We start from the raw sequence: 24640 nt of genomic DNA, 5'->3' as shown, positions 1-24640 counted from the left end.
TTGATGAAGTTTTCGTGACAAACGACAGTCGCCGCGCTTGCCGGGCGTCTAGGAAACGTACGCAGCGGCGACATGAAGGCTCTCCACCATGGGCCGCTGCCGAGCGAGCTTCATCCTTGAGAACCGAGCTGGAAATGCATGACTTGAAGAAGAACGCCCCACCGATGTGCTGGAGAGCGGTGTGGCTGGCAGTGCTGGCGCTGAGTGCGCACGGGGTCGCGTCGGCGCAAGCCGCGGACACCGCGCCGGCGGCCGCCGCACCCGCCGACACCCAGGCCCCGAACCAGAACCCGCCCCCCGCGGCCGCGGCAGCTGCCGCGCCGGCCGCACCCGAACGAAAGGTCGACGTCACCGAATACATCGTGCGCGGCAACACCGCGCTGGACGCCCGCGCGATCGAGAAGGCGGTCACGCCCTTCCTCGGTCCCGAGCGCACCCTCAAGGACATCGAGGGCGCGCGCGACGCGCTGCTCGCCGCCTACCAGGCCGCCGGCTACCAGTCGGTCTACGTGGACCTGCCCGAACAGCAGGTCGCGCAGGGCGTGGTGTTCCTGCAGGTCAGCGAGACCCGCGTGGGCCGCGTGCGCGTGGTCGGCGCCGAGTACAACTCGCCGCTGGACGTGCGCGACCAGGTGCCCGCGCTGCAGGAGGGCACCGTGCCCGACTTCAACAAGGCCCAGTCGCAGCTCGCCGCGCTCAACCGCGGTCCGAAGCGGCAGGTGATGCCCCTGGTGCGCCAGGGCGCGATGCCCGGCACCATGGACGTGGACCTCAAGGTCGAGGACCAGAGCCCGTGGCGCGCCAGCGTCGGCCTGAACAACGACTACAGCGCCGACACGCGCAAGCTGCGCGCCTCGGCCTCGATCGGCCACGACAACCTGTGGCAGCTCGGGCACAGCGCCTCGATCAGCTTCTTCGGCGCGCCGCAGGACCTGAAGCAGACGCAGGTGGTGTCGGCCTCGTATCTGGCGCCGCTGCCCAACAGCAACTGGTCGCTCGAGGGCTCGGCCTTCTGGTCCGACAGCAACGTGGCCACCGTGGGCGGCACCGACGTGCTCGGCAAGGGCCACTCGCTCGGCATCAAGGCCACCTACACGGTGCCCAACGCCGGCAACTGGTGGCACTCGTTCAGCGCCGGCGTCGACCTCAAGAACAACCGCGAGGCGCTCACGCTCAAGAACAGCAGCGACGAGGTGCCGCTCAAGTACGCGCCGATCACGCTGTCGTACTCGGGCCTGCGCCAGACCGAGAAGAGCCAGTACGGCGTGGGCGTGTCGCTGGTGGTGGGCACGCGCAGCTTCTTCAGCTACGGCAGCGACCAGGCGCAGTTCGACTACAAGCGCTACAAGTCCTCGCCGAGCTTCATGGTGCTGAAGACCGACCTCAACGGCAGCTACACCTTCGAGGGCGGCTCGCAGCTCGCCTTCCGCGTCAACGGCCAGATGACCGACTCGCCGCTGGTGTCGAGCGAACAGATCGCCGGCGGCGGCATGAACTCGGTGCGCGGCTATCTCTCGGCCGAGGCCACCGGCGACTACGGCGTGGTCGGCTCGGTCGAATGGCGCACGCCGCCGCTGACCTGGCTCAACCCCTGGGTCGAGGGCTGGCGCGCCTATGCCTTCTTCGACGGCGCGCGTCTGCGCCTGAAGAACCCGCTGCCCGAACAGGCCGACCGCTTCGCGCTCGCCTCGGTGGGCCTGGGCACCACCTTCAAGGTCGGCCAGTACTTCTCGGGCCGCATCGATGTCGGTCGTCCGCTGAAGGACGGCCCGCGCACGAAGAAGGGCGACACGCAGGTCAATTTCAGCATCAACGCCAGCTACTGATCACCGAACCCGAATCCGAACGCGGCAACGCCACTTTCAAGAATTTTTTTCCACGAGCTTTCCGGAGAACCCCTGTCATGCGACGCTTTCTTTTCCTCGCGCTCACGCTGTTGAGCACGCTCCTGCCGGGCCTGGCCCATGCATGGTGGCAGCCCGAATGGGCCTATCGCAAGCCGATCACCGTGGACGGCGGCCCGCAGGCCGGCGCCATCGGCAGCGACGCCGGCCGCGTGCCGGTGCTGGTGCGCCTGCACACGGGCAACTTCAAGTTCGAAGGCGTGAGCGAGACCGGTGCCGACCTGCGCTTCGTGGCCGGCGACGACAAGACCGTGCTCAACCACCAGATCGAGCAGTTCGATCCGCTGCTGGGCATCGCGCTGGTCTGGGTCGACGTGCCCAACGTCTCGGCCGGCACGCCGCAGAAGCTCTGGATGTACTACGGCAACCCCAAGGCCCCGGCCTCGGGCAATGGCCAGCGCAGCTTCGATCCCGACTACACGCTGGTCTACCACTTCGCCGAAGGCGCGGTGCCGCCGCGCGACACGACCGCCTACGGCAACAACGGCCAGACCCCGACCGTGCCGGCCGAAGGCACGGTGATCGGCAAGGGCGCGCAGTTCGCCGGTGCGCCGCTGATGCTGCCCGCCACGCCCTCGCTGGCACTGGCCGCCGGTTCCAGCTTCACCTTCTCCGCCTGGGTGCGGCCCGACCAGCTCGGCGCGCGCCAGGTGATCTATGCGCGCCGCGACGGCGCGGGCGAACTGCTGGTCGGCATCGACCAGGGCGTGCCCTTCGTGCAGGTCAACGGCCAGCGCAGCACCCCGGCGCAGCCGGTGCAGGCCGGCCAGTGGTCGCACATCGCGGTCAAGGCCGAGGGCGACAGCGTCGCGCTGTACGTCGGCGGCCGCCCCGCGGTGTCGCTGGCCGCGCGCCTGCCGGCGCTCAACACGGCCGCCGCGCTCGGCGCCGACGTGGCCGCCACGCCGGTCGCACCGGCCGCCGGCCAGAACGCTCCCGCACCCGCCGCCTGGGCGCCGTTCACCGGCGCGATCGACGAAGTGCGCCTGTCGAAGGTCGCTCGCGGCGATGCGCTGCTGCTGGCCGACGCCGTCTCGCAAGGCGCCGAATCGCGCCTCACGGCCTTCGGTGCCGACGAGCAGCAGGCCGGCAAGAGCCACTTCGGCTTCATCCTGGCCGCGATGCCGCTGGACGCCTGGATCGTCGTCGGCCTGCTGGGCCTGATGATGGTGCTGTCGTGGGCCATCATGATCGGCAAGGGCCGCAGCTACGGCGCCACCTCGCGCGCCAATGCCCGCTTCATCGAGCACTTCCGCGAAGCCGCCGGCGCCCCGCTGGACCGCCTCGCGATCAGCAACACCGTGTCGCAGGAAGTCCGCGACGACTCCTCGCTGTGGCGCCTGTACCAGGTGGCGATCGAAGAGATGCGCCGTCGCCACGAACGCGGCTATGACCTGAGCGCCGTGTCGAGCGCGACCATCGGCGCCATCCGCGCCGCCATGGATGGCGTGATGGTGCGCGAGACCGAGCGCATGTCCAAGCGCATGAACTGGCTGTCGACCACCATCGAAGGCGCGCCCTACGTCGGCCTGTTCGGCACCGTGATCGGCATCATGCTGGTGTTCGTGGTGGCGGCGATGGCCGGTGCCGTGGACATCAACTCGGTGGCACCGGGCATGGCGGCCGCGCTGCTGTGTACCGCCGCCGGCCTGGGCGTCGCGATCCCCGCGCTGTTCGGCTACAACTGGCTGGCCTCGCGCTCGGACGCCATCGGCGCCGACATGGCGGTGTTCGTCGACGAGTTCGTGACGCGCCTGGCCGAAGAGCAGGGCGAGGGCAGGTCGGTGCCCGCGGCCGTCGCGGCCCAGGGCGGCGCGCGCCGCACGGCCGACGACAACGCGGCACGTGGCGGCTGGACCTCGCCGGCACAGGTTCCGGCCTGAGGCGACGCACATGCCCAACGCAGCCAAGTTCGCCGTGCGCAAGCGCACCGGCGGCATCAACATCACGCCGTTCGTGGACGTGCTGCTGGTCGTGCTGGTGATCTTCATCCTCACCAGCAACGCCAGCATCCCGGGCATCAAGGTCGACCTGCCGAAGGCCAGTTCCTCGGTGGCGCTGGAGAAGCCCAAGACCAAGGCCATCACGATCGACAACGCGGGCAACGTGTTCCTCGACGCCTACCCGGTCTCGCTGCCGGAGCTCGAGGAGCGCCTGCGCACCGAGAAGGCCCTGTCGCCCGACTTCCCCGTCATCGTGCGCGGCGATTCGAGCGTGCAGTACGCCAAGGTGGTCGACGTGCTGGACCTGCTGCGCCGCATCGAGCTGAACCAGATCGGCCTCGTGACCGGCAAGCAGAAGTGAGGACCGGCGCGTGAAACCTCGCGATCCGACTTTCGCCTTCGAGGGCCGCGCCGCGGCCGGCGGCGGCGCGCCTGCCGACGCGCACGCGCTGTGGCGCCGCTGGGGCGGCTGGGCCATCGGCACGGTGCTGCTGGCGCTGCTGGCGGCGCTCGTGTGGTATCTGCTGGCCGACACCGCGAGCCAGAAGCGCGTGGTGGCCGACGCTCCCACGCTGATGCTGCCGCCGCCACCGCCCCCGCCGCCCGAACCCGAGAAGCTGCCCGAGCCCGAGCCGGAAAAGATCAAGCCGGTGACCGAGCCCGAGCCCAAGCCGATCGAGCCGCTGGAGCCGCCGAAGGACGACACCCCGCCCAGTCCCAACAAGGACCTCGGCGACCCCGTGACCATGGACAGCGCCGCGCAGGCGGGCAGCGATGCCTTCGGCATCCAGGCCGGCAGCGGCGGCGGCATGAGCGGCACCGGTGCCGGCGGCGGCCTGGGCAGCGGCTCGTTCTCGCGCTATGCCGCGAGCGTGCTGCAGCAGGCGCTGCTGCGCGACCCGCGCACCCGCAACCTGGGCTTCGACGACATCCAGATCGACATCTGGCTCGACGCCGAGGGCCGGACCACGCGGGCGCAACTGGTGCGCGGCACCGGCACCACCGACATCGACGAAGCGGTGCTGGCGATGGTGCGCGGCCTCGAGCGCTTCGACGAGAAGCCACCGGCCTCGCTGCGCTTCCCGATGCGCGTGTCCATGAAGGGGCGCCGGCAGTGACGCACGCCGAAGCCCCGCCCATCCCCCCATTCAATCCTGTGAACGAAGCGATGAACCCCTCCAAATATTCCCCAGCCCGACGCCTCGCGCCGGCCCTGCGCCAGGGCGCGCTGGCCGCCGCGGTGGCCGCGGCCTTCGCGCTGGCCGCGGGCGGCGCGGCCGCCCAGTCGGCCCCGGCCGGACCGGCCGGCGAGACCGCCATGGTCAAGCTGATCCGCGGCCTGATCCAGAGCGGCACGCTCGCCAAGGACGTGGGCGAGGCGCTGCTGGCGCAGGCCCAGGCCGAAGCCATGGCCTCGCAGCAGGCCCAGCAGCGGCTGGCCGCCGTGTCGGCCGGTGCCGTGGCCGGCGCCAGCGCCGGTGGCCTGCGGCTCGAGCCGGGCGACGTGCGCGTGCCCTACATCTCGCAGACCGTGCGCGACCAGATCCGCGACGAGGTCAAGGCCCAGGTCATGGCGCAGGCCAAGGACGAAGGCTGGGCCGCGCCCAACGAAACGCCCGAGTGGAGCAAGCGCATCCGCTTCGAAGGCGACGTGCGCGTGCGCAACGAGTCGCGCAGCTATGCGGGCAACAACAGCAACATCGAGATCAACTGGCCCGACCTCAACAAGAGCAGCGGCTACGACGTCAACCCCAACACCAACCTCGCGCTGCCCTCGCTGCTCAACACGCGCCAGGACCGGCGCAACCTGTTCCGCGCCCGGGCCCGCGTGGGCATCTTCGCGGACCTCAGCGAGAACACCAAGGCCGGCGTGCGCCTGGCCTCGGGCAGCGACGACAACCCGGTCTCGACCACCCAGACCCTGGGCGGCGGCCTGAGCAAGAAGAGCGTCTGGCTCGACCAGATGTGGATCTCGCACAAGCCGGTCGACTGGCTCACCGTCACGGGCGGCCGCTTCGGCAACCCCTTCATGTCGACCGACACGCTGTTCTCGAGCGACCTCAACTTCGACGGCATCGCGTTCCAGTTCGACAAGGCGCTGGCCAGCAACAAGGACCTGTCGCTGTTCGGCACGGTGGGCCTGATCCCGCTCGAGTACTCCTCGGACAACGCGCCCAGCCGCAGCCAGGACAAGGCCAAGAGCGAGAACAAGTGGCTGTTCGGCGCGCAGGTCGGCGCCGACTGGAAGATCGACGACGACAACCGCCTGCGCGGCGCGCTCGCGTACTACAACTTCCGCAACATCAGCGGCAAGGTCTCCGAGCCCTGCGCGCTGTACGCGGGCGCCGACGGCTGCAGCACCGACTGGTCGCGCCCGGCCTTCATGCAGAAGGGCAACACGCTCATGCTGCTGCGCGACATCTCGCTCGACCCGCTCAACCCGGCCGGCACGCCACAGCCGCAGTACGTGGGTCTGGCCTCGAAGTTCCGCCTGGTCGACCTGAACATGCGCTGGGACACCAAGGTCGCGGGCAACAACCTGCGCCTGGACGCCAACTTCATCCGCAACACCGCCTACGACGCCAACGACATCTGGCGCCGCGCGGGCATCCGCGGCGCCATCGTCAACAACTTCGGCAACACCGGCGGCACCACCCAGGCCGACTACAAGAGCGGCGGCAACGCCTTCATGCTGCAGGCCACCTACGGCCGCCCGGCACCGGCCGCGCGCGGCGACTGGAACGTGCTCGCGGGCTACAAGCGCATCGAACCCGATGCGCTGCCGGACGGCTACAACGACTCGACCTTCCATGGCGGCGGCACCAATGCACGCGGCTACTTCCTCGGCGGTTCGTACGCGTTCGACAAGAACCTCTGGTTCACCGGCCGCTGGATCTCGACCAAGGAGGTCTATGGTCCGCCGCTGTCGATCGACACGCTGCAGCTCGAACTCAATGCGCGCTTCTGAGGACGTCGCCGTGGCCCGATCCCATTTCAAGACCCCAGCGCTCGTCCTGGCGCTCGCCTTCGCCGGTCTGGCCGGCCTGGCCGGCGGCGCGCACGCCCAGGGCGCGCCGGCCGCGGCCGGTGCGCAGAGCATGGAAGAGCGGCTGCGTGCGCAGCTGCGCATCACCACCTCGCAGCTGCAGCAGGCGCAGAACGAGCTGGCCGCGCTCAAGGCCGGCAAGCCCGTCGCCGCGGCACCGGGCGCAGCCGCGCCCGCACCGGCGGCCGAAGTCGAGGCGCTGCGCAAGGACCTCGCGCGCGCCCAGTCCCAGCTCGCCGGCGAACGCCAGGCGCGCGAGCAGGCCAGTGCCGGCGTCGAGCAGATCCGCCAGCAGGCGCAGGCCGCGGCCGAGAAGTCCGGCGGCCAGATCGCGCAGTTCCGCAGCGCCTACGAGGAGTTGCTGCGCACCGCGCGCGCTTCCGAAGCCGAGCGCCAGCGCCTCGTGGCCGAGACCGGCACGCAGCGCACCGCGCTGACCCAGTGCGAGGCGAAGAACACCCAGCTCTATGCCGTGGGCCAGGAGGTGCTGCGCGCCTACGAGACCATGGACATGGGCAGCGTGTTCGCCGCGCGCCAGCCGTTCGCAGCCCAGAGCCGCGTGAAGTTCGAGCAGATCGCGCAGCAGTACGGCGACAAGCTGTACGAAGGCCGCTTCGACGCGCGCGCCGTGAACGCACCCAAGCCGGCCGAGGCCGCGGCCACGCCGCCGGCTGCCGCCGCATCGGCACCCGCCGCGAAGTGAGCGGCCAGAAGGAACCCAGCCCATGAACCCGAAGAAACCCCTTGCTCCCGCGCGCCTGCGCACGCTGGCCGCGCTGCTGCTGGCCTCGTCGGCCTGCCTCGGCGCCGCGGCGCAGCAGATCGCCGCGCCCACGGGCGCACCGGTGGTCGCCCGCCTGGGTGACCTCACCGTGCGCCAGGACGAGGTCGAGAAGCTGCTGCAGGCCTTGCCCGATGCCGAGCGCGCGGCCGTCAAGGACAACCGCGCCAGCGTCGAGGGCTGGCTGCGCCAGCGGCTGCTCGGCGAAGCGCTGCTGAAGGAGGCACGCGACAAGGGCTTCACCGACAAGCCCGAGGTCAAGGCCAAGATCGACGCCGCGGTGCGCGAGCTCACGGCCCGCATCGTGACCACCGGCTACCTCGAGTCGGTGAGCCAGGTGCCGGCGGGCTATCCGTCGGATGCCGAACTCACCGCCGCCTACGAGCAGGGCAAGGCCGGCTTCAACCTGCCGGCCACCTACCGCGTGGCACAGATCTTCCTCGCCACCCCCGACACCGCGCCCGCGGCCGTCGCCAAGGTGCGCGAGGAAGCCCAGAAGCTGGCGCGCGAGGCGCGCGGCACCGACTTCGCCGCGCTCGCGCGTGCGAAGTCGCAGGACAAGAGCAGCGCCGAGCGCGGCGGCGAGGTCGGCAACCTGCCGCTCGCGCGCATGCTGCCCGAGGTGCGCGATGCCGTCGGCAAGCTCAAGACCGGCCAGGTCGGCGACCCGGTGCAATCGGCCGCCGGCTTCCACGTCGTGAAGCTGCTCGAGAGCCAGCCCGCGCGCACCGCCACGCTCGACGAGATGCGCCCGCAGCTGCAGGCCGCGCTGCGCCAGCAGCGCCAGCAGCAGCTGATCCAGGCCCACCTGGCGCAGCTCGCGCCGGCCACGCAGCTGAGCATCGATGCCGCCGCGCTCGACGCCGCGCTGCGCAAGACCAACTGAACCGCCTTCCACAACCAACAACCACCATCCACAGACAGGGAACCTCATGACCAACACCCCGACCGACACCACCACCGCCGCCGCCACGCCCGCCGAGGCCCTCGACCTGCTCGACGCGGTCACGCCCGAACAGGTCTCCGACGCCATCAAGGCCGCCGGCGCCGCCGTCTCCACCATCGAGCAGGACGGCGTGGTCCGCCTGCACAGCGCCAGCCACGGCATCGGCTTCCAGGTGCTGTGGGGCAATCCCGTCACCACCACCCAGTACACCGACTTCACCTTCAGCTGCCCGCTGCACGTGCAGGGCGGCACGCTGCCCGAGGCCGTGCTGGCCGCCTGGCACCGCAGCAAGCGCTTCGCGCGCGTCGCGCAGCACGGCGACTTCGTGGTGCTCGAGATGGACGTGGTGGTCGCTGGCGGCGTGACGCCCGCGCACCTCGCGTTCAGCGCCCGCCTGTGGATGCAGATGATGGGCGAGTTCTTCCTGCACCTGCGCAACTACGGCCCGGCCGCCGCCACGCGCGGCGATGCCGCCAACGGCGCAGCGCCGGCCGCTGGTGCCGCCGACCGGGTCGAAGCCGCCGCCTGAGCGCGCGCCGAACGCATCCCAGCGCGATGCCCGACAGCCTTCGTTCCGGGGAGTCCTTCGACGGCCACGACTCGCCGACGCTGCGCGCGATCCACGCCACCGCGCGCCAGGTGCAGCGCGCGCGGCGCGCGGAGACCGTGCGGCTGCGGCAGCGCGAGGCGCTGCTCGACATGCTCGCGCGCGTCATGGCCGACCTGCACATCACCAACGCCGAGCTCAACGCGGCGCGGCGCGCGCTCGCGCCGACGCGGCCGAAGTGAAACGCGCGGCGCGCGTCACGCCGCCGTCAAACTTTCTGCCTAGCATCGCCGCCGAACAACGGCCGCGCCGCGGTGCCGCCGCTTCGCTCCCTTCCTCCGAAATGGCATGAGCATGTCCCGCGTATGGCAACCACGGTCCCGTCGGCCGGTGCGCTCGCACTGGCGGGGTGCATGGCGTTCCTGAACCCGATCGCCGCCGCAGAACCTGCGTTGCCATCCGCTCCCTCGACGATGCCGTCCGCCGGACTGCTGCGCTTCGACCTGCGCGTGCAGCCGCTGCAGGGCGCGCTCGATGCCTATGGCGCGCTCACCGGGCGCTCGGGCTTCTACACGGCCGAGTCGATCGCGGGACGCAGCAGCGCGGCGGTGCAGGGCCGCTACACGCCCGAGGTGGCGCTGCAGCGGCTGCTCGAGGGCACCGGCCTCGCGATCCACTACACGGCGCCCGATGCCTTCGTGCTCGAACCCGGCGCGCCGGCAACCGCTGAAGCACCGGCCGAAGCGGCGCGCGCACCGGGGCCCGACGACGGACTGGTGCAGGCGCGTGTCAACGAGGCCTTCTGCGGCGACCCGCGACTGGCCGCGGGCGATTTCCGCGCGGCGCTGCGCTTCGGCCTCGATGCGCAGGGCCGCGTGGTGCGCCCGCTGTTGCTCGGTTCCACCGGCGATGCCGCGCGCGACCGCGCCGTGCTCGCGGCGCTGGCCGATGTGCAGCTGGGCCGGCCGCCGCTGGCCGGCGCCGAGCAGCCGCCCTACGTGATGCTGATCGCGCCGCGCGCGGAAGGCGGCGGCTGGCACTGCGATGCGCGCATGGGGGCGGCACGGTGAGCGGTTCCAGCTTCGGCATGCTGCGCGACTACCTGGTGGGGCGCTACGACGACCTCAAGCGCCGGCTCACGCTGCAGCTCGGCAGTGCCGACCTCGCGGGCGATGCGCTGCAGGACACCTGGCTGCGGCTGCAGGCCGGCGCCACCGAGGCGCAGGACCCGCGCGAGCCCGTGCAGTACCCACTGAGCTACCTGATGCGCATGGCCACCAACGTGGCGCTCGACCGCATCCGGGCCGAGGCGCGCTTCATGAACGGCGAGGAGGTCGAGCAGGTGTTCGCCGAGCTCAGCGATCCCGCGCCCGGCCCGGCGCAGGAGGCGCTGGGGCGCTCGGAGCTCGCGCAGCTGGCCGCGATCATCGAGGAGATGCCGCCGCGCCGGCGCCACGTGCTGATCCTGGTGCGCGTCGACGAGATGCCGCGCCAGGAGGTGGCCGACCGGCTCGGCGTGTCGCTGAGCCTGGTCGACCGCGAACTGCGGCGCGCGCACGAGTACATCGTGGAGCGCACGCGATGAAAATCCTCATCGCCGCCGTGCAGTTCCGGGCCGCGACAAACGTCTGGAAGAAGAGGGCGCCGCGCGCAGGCGCGCCGCGGCCCGGTGTTGGTTCCTTGCGAGGCCGTTGAACGTGTCCGATTCGTCCCCCATGCCGCCGCGCGATGCCGAGGCCCTCGAGCGCCAGGCCCATGCCTGGGTGCAGCGCCTGGCCTCGGGCAGCGCGCGGGCCCGCGATGCGCGCGCGCTCAAGCGCTGGTGCGCGCTCAGCGAAGCCCATGCCCAGGCCTTCGGCCGCGCCCACCGGCTGTGGCGCGACATGGCCGGCGCGGCCGCGCTGGCCGGTGCCGACGATCCCGCGCTCGCGGCCTTGCGCGCCGCGCCGCGGCCGGTGGCGCAGGCCGTGCGCACGCTGCCGCGCCGCGCCTTCCTGGGTGCCGGCATCGCCACCGCGGCGGTCGCGGCCGGCGTGGTCGTCATGCATCCGCCGCTGGGCCTGTGGCCCGCGCCCGAGAGCTGGCAGGCCGACTACCGCACCGGCACCGGCGAGCAGCGCAGCCTCGCGCTCGCGCCCGACCTCACGGTCGAGATGAACACGCGCAGCAGCATCGCGCTGCAGGCCGCGCAGGGCGAGACCGCCGGCATCGAGCTGATCGGCGGCGAGGTCGCGGTCGATGCCACGCGGCGTGGCCGGCCCTTCACCGTGAGCGCGGCGCTCGGGCGCATCGAGGCCGTCGACGCGCGCTTCGAGGTGCGCCACACCGATGCGCACAGCGTCTGCGTGCGCTGCCTCGAAGGCCAGGTGCGCGTGACGCTCGGCGCCGAGTCGCTCGCGCTGCGCGCCGCGCAGGAACTGGTGTACGAGGGCCGCCAGCCGCAGCCGGTGCGCAGCATCGAGGCCGGTGAGCGTTCCGATTGGCGCGAGGGCGTGCTGCGCTTCCAGCGCACCGCGCTCGCGCAGGTGGTCGACGAGATCAATCGCTACCGGCCGGGCCGCGTGATGCTGCTGGGCAGCGGGCTCGCGGGCAAGCCCGTCAGCGGGCGCTTTCACATCCATGACCTCGACAAGGCGCTGGCGCAGATCCAGCGGCTGTTCCGGCTCGAGCTCACCGCGCTGCCTGGCGGCATCGTGATCCTGCACTGAGGCGGCGTTCTTCGCTGCCGATGCGCGGCGAGGTGTACAGCTTTCGTCGTCGGCATTCGTCTATGGGCAAAGCCATCGCATGGCTTCCTGTCCATTCGAAACGCCACTGAAAGATTCCTGTCATGCCGCCCCTCCATCCTGCCCCGGTGAAGCCCGCGTTCCCCGCACGCCCTGGCCGCCGCACCGGACCGCGACGCCTCGCACCCCTGGCCCATGCCGTCGCCGTCGTCATCGCGGTCGGCGCGGCGGGCGCGGCGCATGCGCAGCAACGCGCATTCAGTGCCGCCTGGATGGCGCAGAAGAACATCGCGCAGGGTCAGGCGATCGCCACCGGGCGCTTGCCCAATGGCTTGCCCGTGTCGTCGCTCAACACGCCGAGCGCGCAACAGCAGCAGGCGCGCGAGCAGTTGCAGCGTTCGCTCAGCAATCTGAACCTTGCGGCGCAGAGCATCGCGGCGCAGCAGGCCGCGCAAGCCGCTGCACGGCAGGCGGCGCTGGATGATCCTTCGTCGGTGCCCGATGGCCTCGCAGACGGTGGTCTTCGCGTCGACACCAATTCGCTGAGCGCAGGCTGGCTCAATGCGCAGGCACCCGTGCAATCGCAAGGCACCGATGGCCGCACGACTATCACGATCCAACAGACCGGCGATCGCGCGATCCTCAACTGGGAGACCTTCAACGTCGGCAAGCGCACCACGGTCGATTTCAAGCAGCAGGCCGATTGGGCGGTGCTCAACCGCGTCAACGATCCGCAGGCGCGGCCCTCGCAGATCCAGGGGCAGATCAAGGCCGATGGCACGGTGCTGATCGCGAACCGCAACGGCATCGTGTTCAGCGGCTCGAGCCAGACCGATACGCGCAACCTCGTGGCGGCCGCCGCCAAGATCAGCGACGAGCAGTTCAAGGCGCGCGGCATCTACAGCGCGCAGGAGAGCGGGGCCTACACACCGAGCTTCACCGATGCCAACGGCAAGGTCGAGGTGCAGGCCGGTGCGCGCATCAACACCACGGTGCCGACGACCGTCACGCAAGGCGGTGGCTATGCGCTGCTGCTGGGCAAAGAGGTCGTCAACGCCGGCACCATCACCACGCCACGCGGCCAGGTGCAGATGGCCGCCGGCGACTTCTTCATCGTGCGGCCCGGCCAGAGCACCACGGGCAACCAGTACGCGACCACGCGTGGCAACGAGGTCGCGCCGCAGTTCAATGCCGACAGCTCGGCGGGCGCGGTCACCAACACCGGCCTGCTGCAGGCGCCCGAAGGCGATATCACGCTCGCGGGCCGCAAGGTGGTGCAGGACGGCGTGGCCGTTTCCACGACGACGGTCGACACGCGCGGCACGATTCACCTGCTGAACTCGGCGAGCGACAAGCTCGGCAGCGTCACCGTCACCTCGCGCGGTCTCAATGCGATCCTGCTCGACGACCAGAACGGCCGCACCGCACTCGACAGCCAGCGCGACGCGCTGATCGCCGACTCCGCCGTGCAGGACCTGGCGCGCCGCACCGCGGCCTCGGGCGGCTTCGACAACCTCGCGCGGCTCGACGACCGCCGCGACCAGTCGCGCATCGAGATCGTCTCGGGCGGCGGTGTGGTGTTCGAGGGCGGTTCGACCACGCTGGCCACCGGCGGCCAGATCGCGGTGGCCGCGAGCAATGGCCGCAGCACGGTGGCCAATGGCGCGCGCCTCGATGTCTCGGGCGCGGTCGGCGTACAGGTCGCGATGTCCTCGAACAACGTCGAGATCAACATCCAGGGCAACGAGCAGCGCGACGCACCGCTGAACCGCGACACCACGATGCTCAACAACAGCAACGTGTGGATCGACCGGCGCAAGCTGCTGCGCGTGGCGGCCGGCGTGGGCGGCTATGACAAGGAACGCTGGTACACGCCGGGCGGCCTGCTCGAGGTCGGCGGCTACCTGGGCCTGCAGGGCCACACGGTGGGCGAGTGGGGCGCGCAGGGCGGCAGCGTGGTGTTCGCGGGCAACGAGCTGGTCGCGCAGGCGGGCTCGAACATCAACCTTTCGGGCGGCACGCTGGACGTGCAGACCGGGATGATCAAGCAGAGCTGGCTCAAGGGGGCCGACGGCCGGCTCTATGAAGTCTCGAGCGCACCCGCCGATGTGCAGTACACGGGCCTCTACAAGGGCTACGAGGACGCGCACAAGCGCTGGGGCGACAAGACCACGGGCTTCTTCTACAACCCGCTGATCGGGCCGCAGCAGCGGCTCGAGAACGGCTACACGGTGGGCCGCGATGCGGGCCAGTTGATCGTCTCGACCAGTGCCGCCGTGCTCGAGGGCGACCTGACGACGACGGTCTACCGCGGCCCGCGCCAGACGATCCAGCGCGATGGTGGCATCGACGGCTATGCGCAGTCGCACGATGCCGCGGCGCTTGCCGCGCAACTGATCCTCGGCAACTACACGACCGTATTCAACGCCGACAAGACCAACGGACCGCAGGGCGTGTTCCACAACTTCACGCCGAGCTTCGGCCAGGTCGTGTTCGGCACCGCGCAGCCGGCGCTGGGCGACGGCATCGCGCCCGATGGGCCGCTGCCGCAGGCGCTCGAGGACGTGCTGCATGTCGACAGCGACCGCGTCAACGGCTGGAAGCTCGGGCAACTGATGGCCGGCGGCACGCGCAGCCTGACGGTGGAGGCGGCGCTCGCGGTGGTGCCGGGCGGCAGCATCGCGCTGTATGCGCCGCAGGTGGAGATCAACGCCGATCTCGTGGCGCGCGGCGGCCAGATCGCGCTGGGCAACGTGCTGCCCTCGGTCGCCGGCCAGGGCACCACGATCAGCATCGCGCTGCCGCCCGCGGCGGGCCAGCGTGCGCGGACCACCGTGGCCGCGGGCGCCACGCTCGACGCGAGCGGCCTGTGGACCAACCTGCTGGCCGATCCGCGCGACGACGCGGGCCTGCCCTACGTGGACGGCGGCAGCGTGTCGATCCGCGGCACCGGCGACGTGACCCTGGCGCAGGGCGCGGCGATCGACGTGTCCTCGGGCGCGGCGCTGCTGCGCAACGGCGCCCTGCGCGGCGGCCAGGGCGGCGACGTGACGCTGGCGGCCGGCTACGTGACCGACGCCAACTCGACCGCGACCGACCCCACCGCGCTGCTCACGCTGGCCGGCGAGCTGCGCGCCTTCGGCGTCAACGGCGGCGGCACGCTCGACGTGCGCTCGGGCACCGCCGTCGGCATCGGTGGCCAGGCGCTCGACACCGACGGCCTGCTCGCGGCCGGGCAGGCCGCGCCGGTCAACCTGCGGCTGCTGCAGGACTACCAGCTGGTCGCGGGCGACATCGCGCCGATCGATCTCACGGTGACGCTGACCCGCCGGCCGGCCGGCTACACCGTGACGGGCCAGCAGGTCGAGATCCGGATCCCGGGCAATGCGCCGCTGGTGCTGGAGGCGGACTGGGTGGTGCCGTTCAACCTCTTCGATTCGAATGGCGTTCTCCATCGCATCGGCAGCACCGTGCCCGCGGGCACCACGGTGACCCAGGGCTTCTTCCTGCCGGTCGGCGTCACCATTCCCGCCGACGTGTTCCCGGACGGGCTGCCGATCGTGCCGACGCTGGTGCGCTACAACGCCGGCAGCGTGCTCGACATGCCGTTCACGCTGGCGGCCGGCAGCTCGCTCGCCGCCGGCGCGGTGCTGGCGCGGTCGGTCGCCGTGGCACCCACGGGCACGCTGTCGCCCACGCTGTTCCAGACCGGCTTCTCGCACTACGTGGTGACGGCGAGCGACGGCCTCGTGGTGGTGCCGGGCACGCGCATCGAGGTCGCCATGCCGGTGCTGCGCACCGACGTCGACGGCTTGCAGGCGTTGCCCGGCGGCAGCCGGCTCGCCACCGCGCTGCCGGTGTGGACGCCGCCGCTCTACCAGGAGGATGCGCAGCACGCCCGGCTCGCGCAGCGCGGCGGCGCGAGCATCGAGTTCGACGCGGGCTCGAGGATCGCCGGCCCGGGCCTGCTCGCGCCGCTGACGGTGGGCACCGATGCGCACATCGCGGTCGATCCGGGCCAGGCCATCACGCTGTGGAGCAACGGCGGCCAGTTGACGGTGGACGGCCGGCTCGACGCCTGGGGCGGCGCCATCTCGATCGCCTCGCAGCCGACCTCCCAGTTCAGCTACCAGGCCTCGACCACGCGCTCGGTCTGGATCGGCGACAACGCGGTGCTCGACGCGGCCGCGCGCGCCTACGTGGCGCGCGATGCGCAGGGCCGCGCCTATGGCGTCGCGCCCGACGGCGGCTCGATCGAGCTGGGCCTGTCCGATTCCTTCCTCGTGATCCGGCCGGGTGCCGTGCTCGACGCCTCGGGTGCCTATGCCGAGATCGATGGTTCGGCCGGCGGCGCCGCCGGCGTGCCCGCGCGGCCGCTCGCGCTGGCCGGTGCGGGCGGCAGCATCGGGCTGCATTCGTACGTCGGCATGGTCATCGACGGCACGCTGGTCGCGCGCGCGGGCGGCGCCGGCGCGGCCGGCGGCTCGCTGACCTTGGAGATGGCCAACCGGCGCTACCTCGCGGGTGTGGAGAACCTCTCCGACGCCGTGCAGACGATGCACGACATCACGCTGACGCAGCACTACCGTCCCGGCGGTCTGGCCGACGGCCTCGCGCCGGGCCAGGCCGACGCGGGCCTGAAGTACGGCGCGGCGGTGCTGTCGGCGGACCGGGTGAGCGCGGGCGGCTTCGATGCGCTGACGCTCTCGGCGCACGACCTGCTGCTGTTCGACGGCGACATCGACCTCCAGCTCGGCCGCAGCCTCAACCTGCGCAACGGCTTCCTGACGGTGGCCGACGCCACGCCCGATGCGAAGGTGCGACTGGCCGCGCCCTACATCCGGCTCGATGGCGGCAGCTGGGACGGCGCCTCGGGCTATTTCAGCCCCGGCATCATCATCGGCGGCCGCGCCGTGGGCCGCCCGGCGCACGGCGACAGCGCGCTGACGCTCGATGCGGGCCTGATCGACATCTATGGCCGCATGCAGTCGGGCGTCGTCGCCGGCTATGGCGACGGTTCCGTGACGCCGAGCGGCCCGAGCGCCAGCCGCACCGTCGAGGCCGACGGCTTCGCGGCCGTCACGCTGCGCAGCGAGGGCGACATCCGGCTCGGCAATGCCGCCTTCATCGTCATCGGCGACCTGCTGATCGAGGCGGCGCAGCTCTATCCAGTGAGCGGGCAGCGCGGCGTGGTGATCGCGGGCCAGGCCAGCCTGCCGAATTCCTCCAATGTCTGGGACCAGGCGCGCAGCCTGGTGATCCGCTCGAACGGTCGCGCTGCGCCGGTGCCCGATTCGGTGTTCGGCCAGCTGGTGCTGATGGGCCCGACGCTGGACCAGGGCGGCGTGGTGCGCGCGCCGCTGGGCACGATCGGGCTCAACGACATCGGCGGCTCGCTCTATGGCCCGGCCTGGATGAACAGCGTCATCGCCAATCCCGAGGCGCTGCCCTGGATGAAGCTGGTGCTGCGCGACGGCAGCCTGAGCTCGGTGAGCGCCGCGGGCCTGACCATGCCTTACGGCGGCACGCAGGACGGCCTGACCTACCGCGGTACCGACGGCACGCTGTTCAGCCTCGGCGGCAATTTCACGCAGCGGCTCAATTCCAATTCGCCGAGCGATTCCTACGTGCTGGCGCAGGGCATCTCGCTCGGCGGCGGCTCGGTGGTGGCCGAGCCGGGCTCGGTGCTCGATCTCTCGGGCGGCGGCGACCTGCGCGGCGCGGGCTTCATCACCGGCCGCGGCGGCTCGGTGGACGTGCTGACGACGGCGCTGGCGAATGCCAATCCCGCGGCCTATGCGCCCGCGGCGAAGGGCAGCGCGGTCTATGCGATCGTGCCCGGCTACGCCTCGGCCTATGCGCCGGTGGTGCGCGACAAGGGCGCCGGCGATCCCGCCGTGGGCCGGCAGATCACGGTCGGCGCGGGCGTGCCGGGCCTGCCCGCCGGCACCTACACGCTGCTGCCCGCCAGCTATGCGCTGATGCCGGGTGCCTTCCGCGTGGAGGTGGGTGCGCGCATGGGGGCCCTGTCGGGCAGCGCGGCCGCCACCGGCGCGCTGGCGGATGGCAGCGGCTCGTGGGCCACCACCGGCACGCTGGGCATCGCCGGCACCGGCATCCGCGACAGCCTGCCGAGCCAGGTGCTGGTGACGCCGGGCCAGACGGTGCGCCGCTTCTCGCAATACAACGAGACCAGCTATGCCGACTTCGCGAAGGCGCAGGCGGCGCTGTTCGGCAACGTGCGGCCGCTGTTGCCGGTCGACGGCAAGGTGCTGCGCTTCAGCTTCGCCCAGAACGACGCGGTGGCACCGCTGCAGTTCGAGGGCCGGGCGCTGCTGGATGCCGCCCCGGGCGGCCTGCGCGGCCAGGTCAACCTGCTGGGCGACAAGCCCATCGACATCGTCGGCGGCACCGCGCAGCCCAAGGCCGGCGCCATCGAGGTGTCGGCCGACATGCTCAATGCCTTCCGCGCCGACACGCTGGCGATCGGCGGCATCTACACCTTCTTCAACGGCCAGGATTCGTCGGGCGACAGCGCGCGCGTGTACTTCTCGAACGGCCTGGGCGTGGGCCTGGTGAACGTGCGCAGCGGCGCGACCTTGCGCGCGGGCCAGATCTTCCTGATCGGCAACCAGGTCGAGGTCGAGGGCGGCGCGGTGCTCGACACGCGCGGCATGGGCCGGCCCGGCGTCGATTCCGATCTGGGCTTCCTCTATGCCAATGCACCCGGTGTGTCGAGCGCCCCGTACTCGCCGGCGGTGTTCGCAGTCAGCAACGGCTGGCTGGATTTCCTGCCGGCGCTCGGCACGGGCCGGATCACGGTGCGCGACGGCGCCACGGTGCTCAGCGAAGGCACCATCGCCTTCGCCGCGCCCGGCGGGCTGGCGCTGGGCGACGTGAACCTGGGCGCGCGCTATCTCACGGTGGCGCAGGACCAGATCAACATCGGCACCGCCGCGAGCCTCGCGGCCGCGCAGGCCGCCGGTGCCATGCAGCCGGGCTGGCAACTGACCCAGGGCACGCTCGACCGCCTGCTGCGCCCCTCGGCCAGCACCGGCGTGCCGGCGCTCGAGCGGCTGAGCCTCACGGCCGGCGGCGCCTTCAACTTCTACGGCGCGCTGACGCTGGACACCGGCGACTCGCCGGTGCAGCTGGTGTTCAACACGCCGGCCTTCTACGGCCTGGGCGGCGACGCCGACACGGTGCGCATCGCCACGCGCGACTTCGTCTGGAACGGCATCGCCACGGGTAACGGCACCACCACGCCGTACGCGGGCGCGGCCCCGGTGGCGGTGCAGCCGGGCGGTCCGGGCACGGGCAGCGGCACGCTGGTGATCGATGCGCGCACGGTGCAGTTCGGCTACGACGCACTGAGCCAGCCGCAGCGCCAGGCCGAACTCGAGCGCCTGGCGCTGGGCTTCGGCGCGGTCAAGATCCAGGCGAGCGACCGCGTCACGGCCAACAACAAGGCCGCGCTGCTGGTGGGGCGCTCGCGCGACGCGGACGGCACGCTGCAGGGCGGCTCGCTGTCGATCGTGACGCCGCTGCTCACGGGGCAGGCCGGCTCGGCGATGCGCTATGTGGCGGGCGGCGACATCGAGGTGTCGGCCCCCGTGGGCGCGGCCGCTGTCGACACCGCCGCCATCGCCGAACTCGGCGCCTCGCTGAGCCTGCAGGGCCGGCGCGTGTCGCTGGCCACCACGGTGGCGCTGCCCAGCGGCGTGCTCGAGCTGCTGGCCGATGGCGACATCGCGCTGGGCGAGGGCGCGCGCATCGACCTGTCGGGCCGCGCCGTGCAGTTCTACGACATCACCAAGTACAGCTGGGGTGGTGCCGCGACGCTCACGAGCAAGAACGGCAGCATCGCGCAGGCCGCGGGCTCGCGCATCGACGTGTCGGCCGCGCACGAGGACGCGGGTTCGCTGACGCTCGACGCCAGGGCTGGCACGGTGACGCTGGCCGGCGCGCTGTTCGGCGCGGGCGGCGGCGCCGGCTTCGACGACGGCAAGTTCGACCTCACGACGCGCGCCATCTCCGACGCCGACTTCGCGGCGCTCAATGCGCACCTCAACGATGCCGCCTTCTTCGGCGCGCGCGGCTTCGTCGTGAAGCAGGGCGACCTGAACGTGGGCGACGGCGTGCGCGCGCGGCAGGTGAGCATCGCCACCGACGCGGGCCGCCTCACGGTCAACGGCACCATCGACGCCTCGGGCGCCACGCCCGGCAGCATCCGCCTGAACGCCAGCGGCGACCTCACGCTGGCGGCCGGCGCGGTGCTCGACACCCATGCCACCACGCTGGTCAGCGACAGCTACGGCGTGCCCGTCGATGCGTCGAACCGCGCGAAGATCGCGCTGGGCAGCACCGGCGGCACGGTGCGCCTCGAGCCGGGCGCGACGCTGGACCTGCGCTCGCCCGACGGCATCGCGCGCGGCCATCTCGACATCGATGCGCCGCGCCTGGGCAGCACCGGCCCCAGCGCCACCGGTCCCGATGCGCCGGCCAACGCCACCGGCGGCGACATCGCGATCGCGGCCGCGGGCCCGCTGAACATCAAGGGCGCACAGGCCATCGCGCTGAATGGCGTGGCGCGCTACACCAATGCGCGTCCCGACCCCGACGACGCCAACGGCCAGATCGTCGACCAGGACTACCTGGACCGCATCGACAGCGACAGCCGTGCCTTCGACACCGCCGCGCGCGGCAACGCCGACCTGCGCGCGCGCATGGCCGGGCTCACGGCCTATGGCGATGCCTTCCACCTGCGCCCCGGCGTGGAGATCGCCAGCAGCACGCCCACGGGCAACCTCACGGTCAAGGGCGACCTCGACCTGTCGGGCTACCGCTACGGCCCCGCGGCCGACCGCGACCCGGCCTCTGCGCGCTACGGCGCGGGCGAGCCGATGTCGCTGGCACTGCGCGCGGGCGGCGACCTCAACATCCACGGCAGCATCAACGACGGCTTCGCGCCGCCGCCGGCCACGCCCGACGACAACGGCTGGCAGACCCGCCTGCAGGTGCTGTTCACCAACCAGCCGGCGCCGAAGGACGTCACGGTCAGCGTGCCCTTCAACGCCACCTGGGGCGATTTCTGGTACGTGTTCCCCGGCATCTTCTCGGGCGACTACCCGGTCGTGGTGTCGGGCTCGATCAGCGACGACTACGGCACTTACGGACCGGGCGACACGATCTACAACGGCTTCCTGGCCGGCACCATCACGGTCGCGGCCGGCACGGTGCTGACCACGGTCGCGCCGGGCGGCGCCGACATCCTGCTCAGCGGCCCGCGCGCCGAGCCCGGCCGCCTGTGGGCCGCGTCGCAGATGCTGGCCGCGGGCAGCCTGTCGGCCTCGATCCGGCTGGTGAGCGGGGCCGACCTCGGCGCCGCCGACACGCGCCGGCTGCAGGGCGCCGCGCAGCTGGCCGGCCGCGGCAACCTGGTGCTCGACGACCTGCACCTGGCCGGCACGACCACGCAGTTCACCGTGCAGGCGCCGAGCGTGGTGCGCACCGGCACCGGCGACCTCGAGCTCTACGCCGGCGGCAGCTACCGGCAGGAGTCGCTGTTCGGCGTGTACACCGCGGGCACCTCGGTGGCCGGCACCGGCAACGACTCGGGCTACAACGCGCCACGCGCCAGGCTGCCCGACGGCAGCGTGCTCGGCGCGGGCAACGCGGACTACGAGCGCACGCTGCCCGCGCAGCGCCTGTGGTTCACCGAGAACGGCGGCGACTTCACGCTCTCGGCGCAGGGCGACATCCTCGGCTACCTGCAGCCCGAGACCCTGTCGACCGGCGAGTGGCTGTGGCGCCAGGGCGGCGCCGAGATCGGCGAGCGCACGGCCTGGGGCCTGAACTTCGGCAGCTATGCCATCGACGGCTGGCCGACCCTCGCGCAGCCGCGGCTGGGCTTCGGCGGCTTCGCCGGCATGGGCACGCTCGGCGGCGGCAATGCCAGCGTGCACGCGGGCGGCAACATCGGCACCACGGGCTCCTTCACGCGCGGCCTGCTGGTCGCGGTGGGCAGCACCGGCCGTGTCGCGGACGGCGGCGTGCTGGCGCAGACCGGCGGCGGCAATCTCGACGTCTCGGCCGGCGGGCAGATCCGCACCGGCCTGTATGCCAACTTGCGCGGCGACACGCGCATGGCGGCCGCCGACGTGGGCAGCGTGGTGCTCAAGAACTTCGCCACGCCCAACAGCCAGGACCCGCGCGCGGTCGATCCGCACACGCCCTACAGCGGGCAGCGCGACGGCGTCGTGAACTTCGCGCCGGGCGACGGCGTGCTGCGCATCGAGACGCTGGGCGACCTCGCGATCGGCGCGGTGGTGGATGCGGGCCGCGCGGGCGAGCGCGTCGAGACGCAGGCCAGCAACGGCAGCTTGAGCGGCCCGACCGCCAGCTGGTTCACGCTGTGGACCGACCGCACGGCGCTCGACCTGTTCTCCGCGGGCGGCAACGTCTCGCCCTTCGGCATGCCGAACATGGATCCCGTGACCAACATCCAGGACGTGAGCAGCAGCACGAACATCATGCCGGCCACGCTGAGCGCGGTGGCGGCCGGCGGCAGCATCTACTACGCGACCGAGAGCCCCGGTGCCGGCCAGATGATGCCGTCGCCCGTCGGCCACCTGGACCTGCTGGCGCGCGACCTCGTGAGCGGCGACGCGACCAATTCCGTCACCTTCGGGCACAACGCGATCGGGCCGCTGGGCACGGCGCTGTCGAGCATGGTCACGCCGCTGCGCCCGGGCTGGCGCATGCTGCGCGACGTCCCCAGCAACCCGCTGGCCGCCACCAATTACTGGAACGCCAGCAAGCTGCAGCAGTACGAGTGGGACGCGATGTACCAGAACAGCTTCGCCGACTACATCCCCGCGCACACCGGCACGGGGGGCACGCTGTTCAACTTCGGGCTCAACACCGTGAGCGACGCCAGCATGGCCGGCACCGGCGTGGCCTCGCACATCTATGCGGTCGACGGCGACGTGCTGGCGGTGCAGATCGGCAGCCTGCAGAACGTGAGCCTGGGCAACGGCGAGGCGCCGATCCCGACCTACCTGGCCTCCAAGCCGCTGCGCATCCTGGCCGGCGGCGACATCGTCAACAGCAGCGGCCTGATCGTGCAGAGCGACCCGGCCGAGATCTCGATGATCGCGGCCGGCGGCGACATCCTCTACACCAACTTCAGCATCGCCGGCCCCGGCACGCTCGAGGTGTCGGCGGGCGGGCAGGTCTACCAGGGCAACCGCGCCAGCCTGACCAGCCTGGGCGCCATCGCGCTCGGCGACCGGCGCCCCGGGGCCGACATCGTGGTGCAGGCGGGGCTGGGCGCCGGCCCGCGCGGGCAGGGCGCGAGCGACTTCGCGGGCTTCGCGGCGCAGTACCTGGACCCGGCCCGCGCGATCGACCCCTCGGCGGCGCTGGCCGACCAGCCCGGCAAGGTGGTGAAGACCTATGACGCCGAGCTCGCGCAATGGCTGCGCGAACGCTTCGGCTACGCGGCTTCGTCGCCGACCGATGCGCTGGCGCACTTCCAGGCGCTGCCGCCCGAGCAGCAGCGCGTGTTCGTGCGCGCGGTGTTCTATGCCGAGCTCACGGCCGGCGGGCGCGAGTACAACGACCCCGACAGCAAGCGCTACGGCAGCTACCTGCGCGGGCGCAACGCGATCGCGGCGCTGTTCCCCGAGCGCGACGCGAACGGGCAGCCGATCGCGCGCGCGGGCGGCCTCACGCTCTACCAGGGCAGCACCGGCAACGCCGGCATCCGCACCGTGGTGGGGGGCGACATCCAGACCCTGACGCCCGGCGGCAGCACCATCGTCGGCGTGGAGGGCGTGACCCCGGCGAGCGTGGGAAGCGTGAGCCCCGCCGGCCTCATCACCCAGGGCGAGGGCAGCATCGACATCTACAGCGAGGGCAGCATCCTGCTGGGCCTGTCGCGCATCATGACTACCTTCGGCGGCGACATCCTCGGCTGGTCGGCCACGGGCGACATCAATGCCGGGCGCGGTTCGAAGACCACGCTGGTCTACACGCCGCCCAAGCGCGAGTACGACGCGCTGGGCAACGTGAAGCTGTCGCCGAACGTGCCGAGCACCGGGGCCGGCATCGCGACGCTCGATCCGATTCCCGAGGTGCCGCCGGGCGACGTGGACCTGATCGCGCCTCTCGGGACCATCGACGCGGGCGAGGCGGGGATTCGCGTCTCGGGCAACGTGAACCTCGCAGCCTTGCAGGTGGTCAACGCCGCCAACATCCAGGTCAAGGGCGAGTCGGCCGGACTGCCGGTGGTGGCCTCGGTCAACGTCGGCGCGCTCACGAATGCCAGTGCCGCCGCCGCGCAGGCCACGATGGCGGCGCAGGACGTGATGCAGCGCGAACGCGCGAGCGCACGCCAGGCCTTGCCCTCGGTGTTCACCGTGCGCGTGCTGGGCTTCGGCGACGAGGCACCGGCGCCCGCGCCGGCACCGTCCGGCGGTGCCACGGGCGCGCCGGCGGCACCCGCGCAGCGCAGCGTGCGCTACGACCCGGCCAGTCCGTTCCAGATGCTGGGGCAGGGCGCGCTCGACGCGGCCCAGCTCGCGAAGCTCACGCCGGCCGAGCGCGCGCGGCTGGCCGAACTCGGCGGCGCCGGCGCGCGCGGCCGCTAGGCGCGGGAAGAGTTTCGTGAAACTTGCGTGACAAAGCGCATTCGGCGGCCCGCTCATCCGTCTCTATGGCGATGACTTCCCTACGCTTTGCACG

13 protein-coding genes are annotated in these 24640 nt (G+C 71.9%); all 13 read left to right on the top strand.

Translation table 11 applies throughout. The annotated features are described in order from the left end of the window. The first annotated feature begins 134 nt into the window (after nucleotides 1-134). The 13 genes from AC07RV_RS09960 to AC07RV_RS09900 all read left to right on the top strand — a co-directional run bounded on the left by AC07RV_RS09960 (nucleotide 135) and on the right by AC07RV_RS09900 (nucleotide 24546). A complete protein-coding gene (locus AC07RV_RS09960) occupies nucleotides 135-1826 on the top strand; it encodes a ShlB/FhaC/HecB family hemolysin secretion/activation protein (protein WP_093341877.1) in 1692 nt (563 codons plus the stop codon). 77 nt (nucleotides 1827-1903) lie between these two features. Beyond that, on the top strand, nucleotides 1904-3787 hold the full coding sequence (locus AC07RV_RS09955) for a DUF2341 domain-containing protein (protein ID WP_296787966.1): 1884 nt from the start codon (nucleotides 1904-1906) through the stop codon (nucleotides 3785-3787). Between the two features lie 10 nt (nucleotides 3788-3797). Next, a complete protein-coding gene (locus AC07RV_RS09950) occupies nucleotides 3798-4208 on the top strand; it encodes an ExbD/TolR family protein (protein WP_057590202.1) in 411 nt (136 codons plus the stop codon). 10 nt (nucleotides 4209-4218) lie between these two features. Beyond that, the gene (locus AC07RV_RS09945; RefSeq protein ID WP_256222422.1) at nucleotides 4219-4965 is read left to right on the top strand and encodes an energy transducer TonB family protein; all 747 of its coding nucleotides are present in this window, start codon (nucleotides 4219-4221) and stop codon (nucleotides 4963-4965) included. A gap of 50 nt (nucleotides 4966-5015) precedes the next feature. Continuing rightward, nucleotides 5016-6815, top strand: coding sequence for a putative porin (locus AC07RV_RS09940; protein WP_093342445.1), 1800 nt, complete (start codon nucleotides 5016-5018; stop codon nucleotides 6813-6815). Between the two features lie 10 nt (nucleotides 6816-6825). Further along, nucleotides 6826-7596, top strand: a complete 771-nt coding sequence (locus AC07RV_RS09935) for a hypothetical protein (protein ID WP_296787973.1) — start codon at nucleotides 6826-6828, stop codon at nucleotides 7594-7596. Between the two features lie 22 nt (nucleotides 7597-7618). Continuing rightward, entirely contained in the window at nucleotides 7619-8560 is a 942-nt protein-coding gene (locus AC07RV_RS09930) for a peptidylprolyl isomerase (protein ID WP_296787976.1), read from the top strand. Nucleotides 8561-8606: 46 nt separating this feature from the next. Next, nucleotides 8607-9149 (top strand): YbjN domain-containing protein, encoded by a 543-nt coding sequence (locus AC07RV_RS09925; protein WP_093341880.1) that lies wholly within the window; start codon nucleotides 8607-8609, stop codon nucleotides 9147-9149. A 26-nt stretch (nucleotides 9150-9175) separates the two neighbouring features. Continuing rightward, a complete protein-coding gene (locus AC07RV_RS09920; protein ID WP_093341882.1) occupies nucleotides 9176-9409 on the top strand; it encodes a hypothetical protein in 234 nt (77 codons plus the stop codon). Between the two features lie 231 nt (nucleotides 9410-9640). Next, nucleotides 9641-10237 carry a secretin and TonB N-terminal domain-containing protein gene (locus AC07RV_RS09915; RefSeq protein WP_296787981.1) on the top strand — a complete coding sequence of 199 codons (597 nt, stop codon included), beginning with the start codon at nucleotides 9641-9643 and terminating at the stop codon, nucleotides 10235-10237. Beyond that, nucleotides 10234-10752, top strand: coding sequence for an RNA polymerase sigma factor (locus tag AC07RV_RS09910; protein WP_218159363.1), 519 nt, complete (start codon nucleotides 10234-10236; stop codon nucleotides 10750-10752). The genes AC07RV_RS09915 and AC07RV_RS09910 overlap by 4 nt, the downstream gene beginning before the upstream one ends. A gap of 112 nt (nucleotides 10753-10864) precedes the next feature. Beyond that, nucleotides 10865-11875 (top strand): FecR family protein, encoded by a 1011-nt coding sequence (locus AC07RV_RS09905; RefSeq protein WP_296787984.1) that lies wholly within the window; start codon nucleotides 10865-10867, stop codon nucleotides 11873-11875. Between the two features lie 122 nt (nucleotides 11876-11997). Next, nucleotides 11998-24546: a filamentous hemagglutinin family protein gene (locus AC07RV_RS09900; RefSeq protein ID WP_492713617.1), complete on the top strand. Its 12549-nt coding sequence runs from the start codon at nucleotides 11998-12000 to the stop codon at nucleotides 24544-24546. Nucleotides 24547-24640 lie beyond the last annotated feature (94 nt).

The organism is Variovorax sp. GW821-FHT09B01 (genome assembly GCF_059418345.1).
The sequence above is the reverse complement of the archived record's forward strand: the minus strand, read 5'-3'. Positions and strand labels throughout refer to the sequence as shown.

Coding starts and splice junctions, on each gene's coding strand:
- AC07RV_RS09940 (WP_093342445.1), top strand. CDS start 5,016: ATGAACCCCTCCAAATATTCCCCAGCCCGACGCCTCGCGCCGGCCCTG.
- AC07RV_RS09900 (WP_492713617.1), top strand. CDS start 11,998: ATGCCGCCCCTCCATCCTGCCCCGGTGAAGCCCGCGTTCCCCGCACGC.
- AC07RV_RS09930 (WP_296787976.1), top strand. CDS start 7,619: ATGAACCCGAAGAAACCCCTTGCTCCCGCGCGCCTGCGCACGCTGGCC.
- AC07RV_RS09915 (WP_296787981.1), top strand. CDS start 9,641: ATGCCGTCCGCCGGACTGCTGCGCTTCGACCTGCGCGTGCAGCCGCTG.
- AC07RV_RS09955 (WP_296787966.1), top strand. CDS start 1,904: ATGCGACGCTTTCTTTTCCTCGCGCTCACGCTGTTGAGCACGCTCCTG.
- AC07RV_RS09960 (WP_093341877.1), top strand. CDS start 135: ATGCATGACTTGAAGAAGAACGCCCCACCGATGTGCTGGAGAGCGGTG.
- AC07RV_RS09920 (WP_093341882.1), top strand. CDS start 9,176: ATGCCCGACAGCCTTCGTTCCGGGGAGTCCTTCGACGGCCACGACTCG.
- AC07RV_RS09950 (WP_057590202.1), top strand. CDS start 3,798: ATGCCCAACGCAGCCAAGTTCGCCGTGCGCAAGCGCACCGGCGGCATC.
- AC07RV_RS09925 (WP_093341880.1), top strand. CDS start 8,607: ATGACCAACACCCCGACCGACACCACCACCGCCGCCGCCACGCCCGCC.